General features: G+C 44.0%; 12 protein-coding genes and 1 tRNA gene. 1 reads left to right on the forward strand and 12 read right to left on the reverse strand.

Annotated elements, in window-relative coordinates; translation table 11 throughout:
- Positions 1-8 precede the first annotated feature (8 nt).
- From CALPO_RS0102825 to CALPO_RS0102880, 12 genes are all read right to left on the reverse strand, one after another.
- Positions 9-986, reverse strand: a complete 978-nt coding sequence (locus tag CALPO_RS0102825; protein ID WP_407638214.1) for an ABC transporter substrate-binding protein — start codon at positions 984-986, stop codon at positions 9-11.
- 105 nt (positions 987-1,091) lie between these two features.
- Positions 1,092-1,316, reverse strand: a complete 225-nt coding sequence (locus CALPO_RS13100) for a helix-turn-helix domain-containing protein (RefSeq protein WP_035172041.1) — start codon at positions 1,314-1,316, stop codon at positions 1,092-1,094.
- 76 nt (positions 1,317-1,392) lie between these two features.
- A complete protein-coding gene (gene lon, locus CALPO_RS0102835; protein ID WP_035172044.1) occupies positions 1,393-3,714 on the reverse strand; it encodes an endopeptidase La in 2,322 nt (773 codons plus the stop codon).
- 82 nt (positions 3,715-3,796) lie between these two features.
- Positions 3,797-5,476: an ATP-dependent protease LonB gene (lonB, locus tag CALPO_RS0102840; protein WP_026485981.1), complete on the reverse strand. Its 1,680-nt coding sequence runs from the start codon at positions 5,474-5,476 to the stop codon at positions 3,797-3,799.
- A gap of 47 nt (positions 5,477-5,523) precedes the next feature.
- Entirely contained in the window at positions 5,524-6,798 is a 1,275-nt protein-coding gene (gene clpX, locus CALPO_RS0102845) for an ATP-dependent Clp protease ATP-binding subunit ClpX (RefSeq protein WP_026485982.1), read from the reverse strand.
- A gap of 22 nt (positions 6,799-6,820) precedes the next feature.
- Positions 6,821-7,405, reverse strand: a complete 585-nt coding sequence (gene clpP, locus CALPO_RS0102850) for an ATP-dependent Clp endopeptidase proteolytic subunit ClpP (protein ID WP_026485983.1) — start codon at positions 7,403-7,405, stop codon at positions 6,821-6,823.
- On the reverse strand, positions 7,405-8,724 hold the full coding sequence (gene tig / locus CALPO_RS0102855) for a trigger factor (protein ID WP_026485984.1): 1,320 nt from the start codon (positions 8,722-8,724) through the stop codon (positions 7,405-7,407). Before tig ends, clpP begins: the two co-directional genes overlap by 1 nt.
- A gap of 149 nt (positions 8,725-8,873) precedes the next feature.
- Positions 8,874-8,955: transfer RNA gene (locus tag CALPO_RS0102860), tRNA-Leu, on the reverse strand.
- 52 nt (positions 8,956-9,007) lie between these two features.
- Entirely contained in the window at positions 9,008-9,760 is a 753-nt protein-coding gene (locus CALPO_RS0102865) for an ABC transporter permease (protein ID WP_026485985.1), read from the reverse strand.
- Complete coding sequence (locus CALPO_RS0102870; RefSeq protein ID WP_026485986.1) at positions 9,757-10,491, reverse strand: ABC transporter ATP-binding protein; 735 nt, start codon at positions 10,489-10,491, stop codon at positions 9,757-9,759. The genes CALPO_RS0102865 and CALPO_RS0102870 overlap by 4 nt, the downstream gene beginning before the upstream one ends.
- Positions 10,492-10,581: 90 nt before the next feature.
- Positions 10,582-12,354 carry a thioredoxin domain-containing protein gene (locus tag CALPO_RS14110; protein ID WP_051585796.1) on the reverse strand — a complete coding sequence of 591 codons (1,773 nt, stop codon included), beginning with the start codon at positions 12,352-12,354 and terminating at the stop codon, positions 10,582-10,584.
- A 117-nt stretch (positions 12,355-12,471) separates the two neighbouring features.
- Complete coding sequence (locus CALPO_RS0102880) at positions 12,472-13,515, reverse strand: Mrp/NBP35 family ATP-binding protein (RefSeq protein ID WP_026485987.1); 1,044 nt, start codon at positions 13,513-13,515, stop codon at positions 12,472-12,474.
- Between the two features lie 195 nt (positions 13,516-13,710).
- Between CALPO_RS0102880 and CALPO_RS13110 the strand changes: the two genes are divergently transcribed.
- Positions 13,711-14,940 (forward strand): methyl-accepting chemotaxis protein, encoded by a 1,230-nt coding sequence (locus CALPO_RS13110; protein WP_051585797.1) that lies wholly within the window; start codon positions 13,711-13,713, stop codon positions 14,938-14,940.
- Positions 14,941-14,960: the final 20 nt, after the last annotated feature.

The raw sequence follows: 14,960 nt of genomic DNA on the forward strand, positions 1-14,960 counted from the left end.
AAGGATCATCATTTAATAGATTTTATAGCCTTCTCTGCAAAGGTATTGTCTATGAGCTTTGCGCTGTCTACCTTATTCTCTATCTCTCCTGCCTTATAGAGCACATCCTGTAGCACGTCAAAATCCTCTACCTTCATAACAGGCGCTGTGCTCCACGTATCCTGTTTCTTATACCTATCCACGACCGTAGCTATAAGGTCAACGTCAGCATCAGGGAAAAAGGACTTTATAGACCGGGCAATTTCTTCAGCTGAATGGGATTGTACCCAACGCTGCCCTTTGTAAAGAGCATTGGTAAAATGCTGTATGATATCAGGGTGTTTTTGAATATAGCTCTTTTTTGCGCTAAAGGCTGTATAGGGGACAGGATGACTGGCTGCTCCTATAGACGCGACAATATAACCTCCTTTTTCCTTTTCTACCAGAGACGCAGTAGGTTCAAAAAGGGCCACATAGTCAGCATCAGATCTCATAAAAGCCCCTGCGGTGGCTGTAAATTGAAGATTCGTCACAAGGGTTAAGTCTCTTTTAGGGTCAAGACCGTGTTCCCTTAATACGTATTCTAGGGTCATCTCAGGCATACTGCCGGGCCTTCCTCCTATCACTTTCTTCCCTTTTAAACCCTCCCATTTAAAGTCGGGCTCAGGTTTCTTGCCCACAAGAAAAGAGCCATCTCTTTTAGTGCACTGAGCAAAGTTAACCAAGGGATCTTTTCTGCCTTCTTTAAGTACGTAAACCGTCGCTTCAGGGCCCATAAGACCTATATCCGCACTACCTGACAGGACAGCCGTCGCAGCCTTGTCTGTGCCCTGCGCCGTGGATATGTTGAGCTCAAGACCCTCTTCCTTAAAAAAGCCTTCGCTGACCGCCACATAATAAGGGGCATAAAATATAGATCGAACCACTTCTGTAAAATTCACCCTTGTCAACCTGTGCTTTGCACTACAGCCCACTGCAAAAAAGGCGATAACCAGAAGAACTAATATGGTCAGTAATATCTTTTTCACAGCAACACCTCCTACTTCATAATATTCTTTCGGTTACAATTGGTGATTAGCTAAAAAGGCGCAAAAAAAAGGGCATACGCCCTTTTATGAAGTTTTTCTCAGCATACTGTACTTTACCTCTCGACCCAACAGGTAATCAACGCTCACATCAAAAATATCCGCCAGTTTAGTTAAAATAGAATAATCGGGCTCCCGCCTGCCGGTCTCATAAAGGGATATCGCGCTCCTGGACAAGCTCAACATCTCAGCCAATTCATCTTGAGTCATATTGTGAGACTTCCTCAACTTCTTTAACGTTTTGCAGAACACAACATGTCACCCTCCTATAAAATAGTAAGGGGTACATGCCATATGAAGTCACTATATGCAACCATTAGTTATTTTATCATTTTTGTAACACATTGTCCAGTACTTGATCGAGATTGTTCACAAATACAAATCCTATTTTGCGCCTGATGCTCTGGGGTATATCGCTCACATCCCGCCTGTTGTCTTCAGGCAGTATGACCTTTTTAATCCCTGCTCTGTAAGCTGCCAGAACTTTTTCTTTTACACCGCCTATAGGAAGCACCTTCCCCACCAGCGTAATCTCCCCGGTCATGGCTACATCGCTTAAAGCAGGTCTGCCTGTAAGCGCCGATACCATCGCAGCAGCCATGGTTATACCCGCAGAAGGGCCGTCTTTAGGTATAGCACCTTCGGGGACATGCACGTGAATATCGTAGTTTTTGTAGAAATCATCGTCTATGCCCAGCTCTTTAGCTTTCGACCTTATATAGGTAAGCCCTGCCTGAGCGGACTCTTTCATGACATCTCCCAGCTGACCTGTAAGCACCAGTTTACCACTACCGGGGACCTTCAGGGCTTCCACTGACAGTATCTCTCCACCCATAGGTGTCCACGCCAGGCCTGTTACCACACCTACCTCGTTTTTTTCAACGGCTTTTTCACGCCTATACACAGGTTTGCCCAGATAACTTTCTACGATTCTGGCGCTCACCGTCACATTAAAGTCCTTATTCTCCGCTATCCTGCTGGCGATTTTTCTCACCAATGACCCCAGATTGCGCTCCAGATTCCTTACACCAGCTTCTCTGGTATATTCTTCAATTATCTTTTTTATGGCCTTATCAGATATAGCTATAGACTTCTGAATGCCATGTTCTTTTAGCTGCTTTGGCCATAGGTACTTTTTAGCTATATTCAATTTTTCTTCGTCGGTATAACCGCTTATATATATAATCTCCATTCTGTCTAAAAGCGGTCTCGGTATGGTGTCGGTGGTGTTGGCTGTGGTTATAAAAAACACTTTAGAGAGGTCAAAAGGTATATCCATGTAATGATCTCTAAACGAAACATTCTGCTCGGGATCCAGAACTTCCAGCATAGCTGACGCCGGATCACCCCTGAAATCGCTACTCATTTTATCGATCTCATCCAGAAGAAAAACAGGGTTGGCAGAGTGGACGTATTTAAGAGACGATATTATCCGTCCAGGCATAGCGCCTATATACGTCCTCCTATGTCCTCTAATCTCCGCCTCATCCCTTAGGCCACCCAGGGACATCCGCACAAATTTTCTCCCCATAGCCCTCGCTATGGACTTGCCCAAAGACGTTTTGCCTACCCCTGGAGGACCCACCAGGCAGAGTATAGGCCCCTTTACATCTTCCTTTAATTTCCTTACCGCCAGGTACTCCAGTATCCTCTCCTTAACTTTTTCCAAACCATAGTGATCTTCGTTTAAGATTCTCCTGGCTTCTTTTATGTCCAGCTTATCCTCAGTAAAAGAATGCCACGGGAGGTCCAAAATCCAATCAAGGTACGTCCTTATCACAGAACCTTCGGGAGAACCCGGTGCCATCTTAGCCAGCCTGTCCAGCTCTTTTAACGCCTTTTCTCTGGCTTCATCAGGCAAACCGGCTTTCTCAATCCTATCCCTGTACTCGTCTATTTCCTGTTGAGCGTCATCTGACTCGCCCAGCTCTTCTCTTATAGCGTTCAACTGCTCCCTGAGGTAATAATCCTTTTGCACCTTGTCTATCTTTTTCCTCACCTTGGCCGCTATTTCTTTTTCGATCTCCATTATGTCCAATTCGTTTAACAGCATACCGTACAGCTTTTCCAGCCGCTCTTTCACATCCAGACTTTCCAGAATCTCCTGCTTCTGTTCAGTGGTGAGGGATATATGGGACGCAATAACATCAGCCAACCTGCCGGGCTCTTTAATCGATACCACAGAAAGGAGGACCTCAGGGGATATATTGTTCATATAGCCAATGTACTCCTCAAAAGCATTGGCCACATTCCTCATCAGAGCTATGATCTCTTTGCTCTCTTCAATGGGTTGATCGACATGCTCCTTTATATTTACACTGACAAACGGCTCGTCTTGCTGTACCGATAGGATTTCGCCTCTGCTGATGCCCTCCACCAATACCCTGACCACACCGCCCGGCAATTTCAAAAGCTGCTTCACCTTAGCTGAAGTTCCGATTTTATATAAATCCTCTATGGAAGGCTCTTCCTCTTCTGAATTTTTTTGCGTTACAAGGAACACCACCTGATCGTTAGCCATAGCTTCTTCTATCGCCAGTATGGACTTTTTCCTACCCACGTCAAAATGTACAATCATGTATGGATATACTGTTAACCCCCTTAGCGGTATAAGGGGAATGGTCTTTACTTTTACATCAACGTTTTGCATCTGGTCACCTCGACATTTACAAAATATAAATATAGCATATAATATAATAACACACAAAAAAGCCAATGGCAAAACCATTGGATTAGTTTTTTACTGTCTTAAGTTGTGTATTAAAGTGTATTACCTTTTCTCTATCTTCAGGCACATCATCTTTTATAGCCGCTTTTATAACTTCTCTTATATCCTTTACCGGCATCACTTCAATACCTTCCATATGCGCAAAAGTTTCTTGAAAGTTCTCATGAGGTATAATAACCTTTTTAACCCCAGCGTCTTTAGCTGCATTGATTTTAGTTACCACGCCACCTACCGGCTTTACTTCTCCTCTTATGGATATCTCCCCTGTCATAGCTACCCAGTTGTCCACAGGCCTGTTAAGTACTGCCGAATACACCGCCGTAGTAATGGCAATCCCCGCTGAAGGTCCGTCCACAGGTATGCCCCCGGGGAAATTCACGTGAACATCATAATCGGCCAGATCGATGGAAAACACATTTTTCAACACAGTCATGACATTCTCGATGGAATCGCTAACCGCGCTCTTTCGCTTTACCCTTCTGTTTTGGTTGCATATCTCTTCTTCATCTATAATACCCGTAACTTTTACCCTTCCACTTCCTTTAGAAACAGATTTCGCTGTCACCTCGATCTCCATAAGGGCTCCTAATCCTGGCCCGTAAACCGCCAGGCCATTTACGCACCCTACCTGAGGTTTGTCTTTCACCTTAATGTCAGGTCTGGGGTTATAATGGCCATTATTTATAACCCACTCAATATCCTCCAGTGTAATTGCGGATCTTCCCTCTGTTATAGCAAGCCCTCCAGCCAGCTGAACCATATTCACCGCTTCCCGCCCATTGGCGGCGTACCGGGATATAAGATCGGCACCACCCTCCTGTAGCTCAAAACCGCCTTTTTTAGCTGCATTTTCAGCGATAGTCGCCACCTCACCTCTGGTAAGCTCCCTAAAATACACCTCCACACACCGGGACCTTAAAGCAGGAGGGATTTCTTCGCTGGATCTGGTAGTAGCTCCTACCAGCCTGAAATCAGCAGGCAAGCCATTCTGAAATATATCGTGTATGTGCCTAGGTATGTTAGTGTCTTCAGAATTGTAATAAGCGCTCTCCAGAAAAACCTTTCTGTCTTCCAATACCTTTAATAGCTTATTCATCTGCACAGGATGGAGCTCTCCTATCTCGTCGATAAAGAGTATGCCGCCGTGAGCCCTGGTGACTGCCCCCGGTTTAGGCTGAGGTATACCAGCGATGCCCAGAGGTCCTGCTCCCTGGTATATAGGATCGTGAACCGACCCCATAAGGGGATCCGCAATTCCTCTCTCGTCAAATCTCAATGTGGTCGCGTCCATCTCCACGAATTTGGCGTCAGCTTTAAAAGGTGAAAAAGGATTGGCCTTGGCCTCCTCCAACACCAATCGCGCGGCTGCTGTCTTCCCCACCCCCGGCGGACCGTAAATCAGCACGTGTTGTGGGTTGGGACCGCATAAAGCCGCTTTTAAGGCTTTTATACCTTCTTCCTGCCCCACTATCTCTTTAAGTGATTGTGGCCTTGTCTTCTCCGCGAGCGGCTCTGTCAGATGTATATGCCTGAGTTTATTGAGTTTTTCCATCTCTTTTTTAGATTCCCTATCGATTGCCACCCTATTGTACTGAGGACCTTTAGCAGTATTGTAAAGGTATAAGCCCAGAATAGCTGCAAAAACCAGCTCAATTAAGAGCAAAATGCTGCTAATAAAAATCACCTCCTCATGCATATTATGTGCACTTAGAGGTGGTAATACTCAAGGATTCAAGATACGCTCTCTGATTTTTTCCGGCCTTTTTTGGAGGATTTCTGCTCGTTTATCACCAGTGTAGGCCTCAAACGCTTTTCCACAGTTTCGGCTGTGATGATGCACTTTTCTACGTCGTCTCTCGTGGGTATTTCAAACATGACATCCAGCATAATATCCTCCATGATAGCTCTTAACCCCCGAGCACCTGTTTTTAGCCTTATGGCTTTATCAGCAATGGCTTCTAGAGCGTCTTTCTCAAATTCCAGCTTCACGTTATCCATCTCAAACATCTTCTGGTACTGCTTTACAAGGGCATTTTTCGGCTCCACCAAAATCCTTATAAGCGCATCTCTATCCAGGGAGTCCAGCGTCACGACGATGGGCAGTCTCCCGATAAACTCGGGTATAAGGCCAAATTTCAATAGGTCTTCGGGCATTACTTTTGATAAAATCTCACCTATCTTCTTATTCTCCTTGCTGATTATCTCGGCCTCAAAGCCCATGGATTTTCTCGCCGTCCTGGCTTCAATAATCTTCTCAAGGCCGTCAAAAGCACCGCCGCAGATAAACAGTATATTCGTAGTGTCTATCTGTATAAACTCCTGATGTGGGTGCTTTCTCCCACCCTGAGGCGGAACGTTGGCAATCGTCCCTTCCAGTATTTTAAGCAATGCCTGCTGAACCCCTTCTCCCGATACATCTCTGGTTATAGAGGGATTCTCCGACTTGCGAGCTATTTTATCTATCTCATCGATATAAACAATGCCTTTTTCCGCCTTTTCCACATCGTAATCTGCTGCCTGTATGAGCTTTAAAAGTATATTTTCCACATCTTCACCTACATACCCTGCTTCAGTAAGGGATGTAGCATCAGCTATGGCAAAAGGCACATTGAGGATCTTTGCCAGCGTTTGAGCCAACAGCGTCTTTCCTGAACCGGTAGGACCTAACATCAAAATATTGCTTTTCTGCAGCTCCACGTCATCGGTTTTCACCTTGGAGTTAATCCTCTTGTAGTGGTTGTACACAGCTACGGATAATGCGATTTTGGCTTTCTCCTGGCCCACCACGTATTCATCCAGTATGGCCTTTATCTCCTTAGGCTTAGGAAGGTCGTTGAACTCAAAGCTATTTTCATCTTCAAATTCTTCTTCAATAATCTCCTGACACAATTCTATGCACTCATCACAGATGTAAACACCAGGCCCTGCCACCAGTCTTCTTACTTGATCCTGAGTCTTTCCGCAAAAAGAACATTTTAACTGTTTAGAGTTGTCGTATTTCGCCATTTTTTCACCTCTCTTAAAGCAACTATTTCCTCTTGTAAATCACGTCATCGATCAACCCATAATCCTTTGCTTCTTCCGCACTCATCCAGAAATCGCGATCTGTATCCCTCTGAATCTTTTCGAGAGGCTGTCCTGTTCTCTCTGCCAGTATTTTGTTTATCTTTTCTTTTAATTTCAGTATATGCTCAGCCTGTATCTTTATATCACTGGCTTGCCCCTGAGCACCACCCAGCGGTTGATGTAACATAATCTCGCTATTGGGCAATGCCAACCTTTTGCCCTTAGCGCCAGCGGCCAACAAAAACGCTCCCATCGACGCGGCCATGCCCACGCAAATAGTAGAAACATCTGGCTTTATATACTGCATGGTATCATATATGGCCATACCTGCCGATATAGATCCGCCGGGGCTATTTATATACAGCATAATATCTTTATCGGGGTCCTCTGACTCCAAAAACAGGAGCTGGGCAACCACCAGACTAGCTGTTACATCATTTATCTCGTCGCCCAAAAAGACGATACGCTCTTTGAGCAGCCTGGAATATATATCATAGGACCTTTCGCCTCTATTTGTTTGCTCTATAACTATAGGTACGAGATTCATCATTTTGCCTCCTTGTTCTGATCTTCCCCTTTATCTACTATTTTACTATTATTAACTAAAAAATCAATTGTTTTTTCCACTAAAATATGCTCCTTTAAGTGCTCTATACGCTGCTCATCATAACTTTCCTTGAGTTTTTGCACGTCCACGTTATTTATTTTAGCCATTTCCTCTATCTCTTTATCTACATCTTCCTGGGTTACTTCTATGTTTTCTTCCTTCGCTACCTTTTCTATCACCAATGTGGTCTTTACCCTGTTGGTGGCCTCTTCCTTTACGTTATTTCTGAACTGTTCTTCAGAAATACCTGCATACCTTAAATATCTGTACATATCCAGGCCATAATATCTCATATTTAAATCAAACTCAGCCAGTATATTGTCTATCTCCCGATTTACCATAACATCAGGGATATCCACGCTGGCGTTGTCAACTACCTTTTTCAGCACAGCATCGGTAAGCTGGTTCTTTGCTTTGAACTCAGCCTCTTTCTCCAGCCGCGCTCTTATGTCTTTTTTTAACTCATCAAGGCTATCAAACTCGCTGACTTCTCTGGCAAATTCGTCATCCAGGGCAGGAAGCTCTTTCACTTTTATATCATTAATTTTTACTTTAAACGTCGCGTCTTTCCCGGCCAAATCTTTAGCGCCATAATCTTCTGGGAATTTGACTTTTACATCCAGCTCAGCGCCAGCTTTAGCACCTATTAGCTGATCTTCAAATCCCGGTATAAACGTATTAGAGCCCACTTCCAGCGCATAATTTTCCGCCGATCCTCCCTCAAAAGGCTTACCGTCCACATACCCTGTAAAATCGATATACACTATATCGCCTTTCTGCACAGGCCTGTCTTCAACGGCTACTAACCTGGCGTTTTTATTTCTCATGTCTTCAAGCTCTTTCTGCACATCTTCGTCTGTAACATTATACTCTACTTTTTCCACTTCTATTCCCTTGTACTGGCCTAGCTTAACGTCAGGTTTTAGCGTCACTTCGGCTTTTATAATAAGGTCTTTATTTTTACCCACCTGCTCTATATCAACTTTAGGCAAATCCACAGGTATAAGGTTGTTTTCCTTTATGGCGTTATTGTACTCTTCATGGAAGATCTCATCGATAGCATCTTCATAGAATACGCCTTCGCCGTAAAATCTCTCAATAATCTTCCTCGGCGCTTTGCCCTTCCTAAATCCCGGCACATTAAACCTAGAGACGTTTTTTAAATAAGAGACCTGCACCGCTTTATCAAACCTATCATAGGGTATCTCCATCCTTAGCGTAGCCACATTGTTTTCTATTTTTTCCAAACGTACACTCATCAATTATCCTCCTACGTATTATTTTATTTTTTGTATTTTACCAGTAAATTATAACACACAAAAAATATCAATTACAAGCGCACATCACAGCATTTAAAAATATAAGCATACTAAATAAGAGATATTGCAAAAGCAATATCTCCCTACCGTGCGGGAGAAGGGACTTGAACCCCCATGCCTTGCGGCACCAGATCCTAAGTCTGGCGCGTCTGCCAGTTCCGCCACTCCCGCAAACGACAGATATATATTATCACATAATCAAAGAAAAAACAAGAGTGCAAAATCAAAACGGCTGCACCAGCTGGTGATGAGCGGTGAAAAACCTCCTGTAGGTCAAAAAGGCAACGCAAAAACAGGATATAGATACCGTCGAGGCCATCATAAAGGCCACCATAATTTGATATTTTACTGCGTTTATAGGATCCACTCCTCCCAATATCAAACCTGTCATCATACCGGGTAATTGAACAATGCCCAACGTTTTCATGCCATCTATGGTAGGCATCATGCCCGTCTTTATAGCTATCTTCAGTATTCTCTGCACTGATTGCCTGGCACTGGCTCCCAGCGCTAGCGATGCTTGAATCTCAAGAGCCCTGTTTTTTACCTCATCTCTAAGCCTTGATACAGCAAGCCCTGATGATACCATGGAGTTGCCTATTATCATGCCGCTCACCGGTATGACTTCCTGAGGTACAAAGCGAATTGCTTTAAAGAGCACTAACACCGAGAGAGTTATGGTAGCAGCTATGGCGATGGAAATGGTTATGTAGTAAAAAACTCCCGGTATTCCTTTACCTCTTTTAGCAGCGTTATTTCCCGCCACCAATATCATGACGCCTATCATAGCCAGTGTAAATAAATAATAGTCCGCTGCGAATATGTAGTGAAGTATGTATCCAACCACCGTAAGCTGCGCTACTGCCCTTACCGTCCCCACTATTATCTCTCTTTCAATGCCTAGCTTTTGATAATATGATATGAACATGGCAATGAGTACGAGACTGGAAGCAAACACTAGCGAAAGCACATTCACTTTGAAGTCCCCCTTTTTAACTTTCCCTCTATAAAAAGGCGTGTTATTTCGCTCTTAGGCTTTTCAAAGAGCTCCCGGGTGCTATTGTGCTCAATCAGCCTCCCGTCCACGATCAAAAGAGTGTAATCTCCCACCCTTATAGCCTGCTCCATATTGTGGGTAATCCATACAAAAGTGAGCTTCAGCTCTTTTTTTAACCTTAATATGAGGTCTTCAATCAATTGGGAAGATGCTGGATCCAGCGCCGACGTGGGCTCATCCAGAAGCATTATTTCAGGGGAATTGGCCAAAGTCCTGGCAATGGATACCCTCTGCTGCTCTCCCCCTGACAGCTGGCTCACATCTCTGTGCTGATAATCCTCATCAAGGCCCACCATGTGGAGAAACCTTACCACATCCACATCCCTATTGCCCTGTAAACTAGGACCGTACCTTATATTATCAGCTACCGTTCCTTCAAAAAGACATGCCTGCTGAAAAACCATGCCAATTCTTCTCCTGAGCTTTATTACGTCTACGGACCTTATGTCTTCTCCGTCCACGTACACCGTGCCAGCGGTGGGATCTATTAGGCGATTTATAAGCTTTATCATAGTGGACTTACCGGCGCCTGATGGGCCTATGACCGTGTGTATAAAACCTTCAGGAAGATCAAAACTTAAATCCTTTAGTATGTCTTTTCCTCCGCTGCTGTATGACACGCGCTCAAAAGTAACCTTGGCCTGCTGCATCTTTCATCCCCCTTGTATTTTGAAACAGATGTTACATACTATATTAAACCTTCCAAATCTACATGTCAATAGCTCTGGCAGCTTTCTTGGTCATCGGTATACAGCTGTCAACAGTTCCAGAAGCTCCTTGGTATTATAAGCGGGCTCCATGCACTTTGTGCCCACACAAACGTATGCCGCAGGTATTTTCACCCTATCGTATCCCCGAGTCTCTATTATTTCAGAATCCTTTACAATGTCCAGTTGCTCCACAACCATATCCGGCGCGTACAACTTTAAAACATCTTTTGCCATACTCTTGTTTTCATCGCCCACCACAGATACATGAATAATGCCCTCTACATAGGCTTTGAATCCCTTTACATACGGTGTTGAAAATATGCCGTAATCGGTGTACATATCGCTAAAGTACCTTATCACTTCCCCAGCAATCTTTTTGTATTTATCATCGCCTTTTAAGGCATTTAGGACTACATAAACCCACGCCATAAAGCTGTTGTCACTTATAGATTGAGTTATGTCGCCCAGGGTCTTTAATACCTGATCTTCCGGCACATCCCCTGCAAATACCTTCTCCTCCTCATCGTAAAAACGGCTGTAAGCAATATCCGCCACCTCTTTTGCCTTATTTATATACTTTCTATCCCCCGTGTACTGAAACCCATCCAGGTTTGCCATGGCCATATATACCTGTTCTTTTAATATATTGTAATTATGAGGCTTACCGTCGTAATACCTGCAATACCCTTCTCTCTGCCTGAAGCATTCTTCGTTGAGGAAATCCAGTGTTTTCAAGGCCATAGTCTTGTACTCCTCTTTTTCCAAAACCGCCCATGCCCTAAAAAGAGCTGATACAGCTCTGGCATTCCACGATACGTACACATTTTTGTCTATATATGGCTGCTTACGCCTTTTTCGCTCTTCCAGACTCAGCTTGTAGAATTCTTCATCGGCGTCTTGGCTGCCATAAAATGCCGATAGATCGCGATCGTAAAGCGCACTGGTGACGTAATCTAATGTTTTTTCGGCTATATCTTTAAACCTCACCACACCCATAACCTGATACGCTTTGAGGTAGACATCCACAAGCGCCGCATTATCCTCCAGCAACTTCTCGTAATGGGGCATCGACCAATCCCTAGCAGTAGAATATCTAAAGAAACCGCCTTGCTGTTTATCGCATATATCCCCATCGGCCATGTTATTTAGCGTCTTATCCAGCATCCTGTATATACCATCATCTTTTGTCCTGGCATACTCGTCCACGAGATAATCCAGCACTTCTGTGTACGGAAACTTTGGGGCAAGGCCAAACCCACCGTAAAGGTCGTCGTAATTGCTCCTTATATTATCCATAACATACCTTTCTACGCCCTCTAAAAGACCTCTTGATGTCGGCTTGTAAACCTTTCTTTTTCTCCTAGCACCCTTTTTATCTTTTGCCTTTCCTTCATATACCGCATCTGGTTTATGCTCATGGTAGTAATCCGCCGTTTCCTTTAAAAAATCGTATAAAGCCTCAGGGGGAATATAGGTTGCCCCGTTTAATATCCTACCTCCAGGAGTCAGCACCACAGTAGAAGGCCATCCTCCCATATTGTAGCGCTCATTTACATCGGGCCTCTGGTCTGTGTCCACCCTAACAGGGATGAAATTTTTATTGATGTAATCGATAATTTTATCGTCAGAATAAGACGTCTCGTCCATGACATGGCACCAATGGCACCATACAGCGCTTATGGACAAAAGCACAGGTTTGTCTTGCTGTTTAGCTTCTTTAAAAGCCTCATCGCCCCACTGGCGCCACTTTATCCTGTGGGCATCGTTAGGCCTCGGGGAAAAGCGAAAATTCGTTTTTGACATATGATCATCCTTTCACCGTAGATACTACAATCATATTATTAGCCAATAGCGTAATGAACTATTATAAAATTAATAAGGACCACATTATACATGTGGTCCCTTTTCTACAGTTTATTTTTATCTTGCCTGTGCAATCTTTCTCGCGATTTCACCGTATATATAAGCCACAGGGGTATTATTTAGCACGACAGGTCTACCCTCATCGCTGCACTCCCTCACTTTAATGTCAATGGGTATACTACCCAAAATTGGAGCATTCAATTCCTTGGCTAGTCTTTCTGTATCCCCTTTGCCGAAAATGTAATGCCTCTTACCGCAATCAGGGCACTCAAAGTAAGCCATATTTTCAATAATACCTAAAAGCCTCATAGAGGTCTTTTGAGCCATATATGCCAGCCGCCCTGCCACGTGGGATGCCGCAGCCTGCGGCGTGGTCACCAGTACCAGTTCAGCATGAGGCATCGTCTGCATTACAGTAAGAGGTACATCTCCCGTACCAGGCGGCAAGTCCAGCAACAAAAAGTCCAGATCCCCCCACAATACGTCGTTAAAAAATTGCTGCAAGGCCCCAGCCAACATAGGTCCCCTCCATATGATAGGGGTATTCTCTTCAGCAAAACAACCCATAGAAATCACTTTTACTCCGTAAGCCTCCAGAGGAAGTATGGTATTGTCATCTACCGCCACTGGCCTTTTTCCGCTTATACCCATCATCCTGGATACGCTAAATCCAACTATATCCGCATCTACAAGGCCCACCTTATAACCCTCTTTAGCCAGGGCGATGGCAAGGTTTACCGTTACAGTGGATTTGCCCACACCTCCTTTGCCGCTACCCACGGCGATTATGCGGGCATTTTTAAGCTGAGATTCCCGCTGAGGATGAAGCTTTCTGACCAGTTCCTCCCTCTCTTCCTGCGACATGACGCCAAAATTGACCTGTACCTTTTCAACGTCCCCGAGGCCCTTTATAGCATCCACAATGTCCTCTCTTATCGTGGAGTGCAACGGACATCCGGCTACCGTCAGATTCACATCTACCACTACTTTTCTCCCATCTACCCTAATATCCTTGACCATGCCTAGATCAACTATACTTTCCCCGATTTCAGGGTCAACAACGCCCTTTAAGGCATTTAGCACGTCATCTCTCGTAAACAATTTGTAAACCTCCCCACTTAAATGCGCTGCATAATCGATTATACCACTATGAACCTCACATACAAAGCCCAAGTACTATAATAATGCTCAACCTTGTTAAATCAAGATAAAAGTTTACATATTGTACTATCGCAAACAGATAATTCATGATATAATTGTATTATAATAAACAACAAGAGGAAGGGGGTAATGTCTGTGCTTAAAAAAGTGCTTTCTAACAATTACCTTATAGCCTTAATATTGCCTATTCTGGCAGGGATAATATTTTTAATAGCCCGTGTAAGCGTAGGGCTAACGTTGGCATTCACGATAATATCATTAGCAATATCAGAGTTTATATCGTACTTAAACAACAAAAACAACAGCGACATACTACATACCATATCGTACATAATCGAGAGAATCAAATACAGGGATTTCACTGAGGTGGCCGTAGAATCAGGCGGAATAGGAGTGCTGTCAGAAAATTTCAATAGCATGGTAAAGGAAATGAAATCAATAATACTATCTTTAAGCGATGTGACGTCAAAACTATCGGATTCCACCCAGCAACTGGTAGATGGCTCTGAAAAGATCAAATCCTCAGTGGATCAGATTGCCGTAACCATTGAAGAAATAGCCAAAGGAGCATCAGAGCAAGCCACAGAGGCCGAAAAAGGTGTATCACTGATCACGGATTTGTCAGATCAGATAAAGACTGTATACGACAGCGCTTTACAAATAGTAAACAGCAGCGAGACTATAAAGAAATTAAATGAAGAGGGATTGAAAGCTGTAACCCTCTTAAAGGAAAGATCAGACACGAGCGCCAAGACATCGTATCAGCTTATGGAGCTTATAAAGTCCTTTAACGAAAAGACAAAAGACATATCCAACTTTGTAAACGCTATAAATAGCATCGCAGAACAGACCAATCTCCTGGCATTAAACGCGGCCATAGAAGCAGCGCACGCCGGCGATGCAGGTAAAGGCTTCGGAGTGGTTGCCGAAGAAATAAGGAAATTAGCGGACGAAAGCAAAAAAACCACAAAAGAGATTCAGGATATAGTAAGCGGCATACAGAATGAATCCAAAAAAGTCGAGGCCATGATGGACACTATCGAAGAGGTTTCTCGCTTTCAGGCTCAGGCAGTGGAAAACACCAACAAAGCTTTTGCGACGATCGCCAATGGCGTCGAGGAAAGTATAAACATGCTAAATGGCGTATTCAAAGCCATAGAGAAGATGGAAAACAGCAAAAATTCCGTTATCAACGCCATACAGAACATATCAGCCGTATCCCAGGAAACTGCGGCTGCCAGTGAAGAGGTTTCTGCCAATACGGAAGAACAGCTGGAGTTCATTGCGACAATAGCCAACTCTGTAAAAAACCTCGACGAGCTGGCTAGAGAATTGAAGAAAAACGTCAGCAAATACAAAGTTTAGCAATAAAAACCGCGTAGCGG

This window comes from Caldanaerobius polysaccharolyticus DSM 13641 (genome assembly GCF_000427425.1).
Lineage (GTDB): Bacteria > Bacillota > Thermoanaerobacteria > Thermoanaerobacterales > Caldanaerobiaceae > Caldanaerobius > Caldanaerobius polysaccharolyticus.

Excerpts from the sequence above, each read along its gene's own strand:
- lon (WP_035172044.1), bottom strand. The coding sequence starts at position 3,714 with ATGCAAAACGTTGATGTAAAAGTAAAGACCATTCCCCTTATACCGCTA.
- clpX (WP_026485982.1), bottom strand. The coding sequence starts at position 6,798 with ATGGCGAAATACGACAACTCTAAACAGTTAAAATGTTCTTTTTGCGGA.
- clpP (WP_026485983.1), bottom strand. The coding sequence starts at position 7,405 with ATGAATCTCGTACCTATAGTTATAGAGCAAACAAATAGAGGCGAAAGG.
- tig (WP_026485984.1), bottom strand. The coding sequence starts at position 8,724 with ATGAGTGTACGTTTGGAAAAAATAGAAAACAATGTGGCTACGCTAAGG.
- CALPO_RS0102870 (WP_026485986.1), bottom strand. The coding sequence starts at position 10,491 with ATGCAGCAGGCCAAGGTTACTTTTGAGCGCGTGTCATACAGCAGCGGA.
- CALPO_RS14110 (WP_051585796.1), bottom strand. The coding sequence starts at position 12,354 with ATGTCAAAAACGAATTTTCGCTTTTCCCCGAGGCCTAACGATGCCCAC.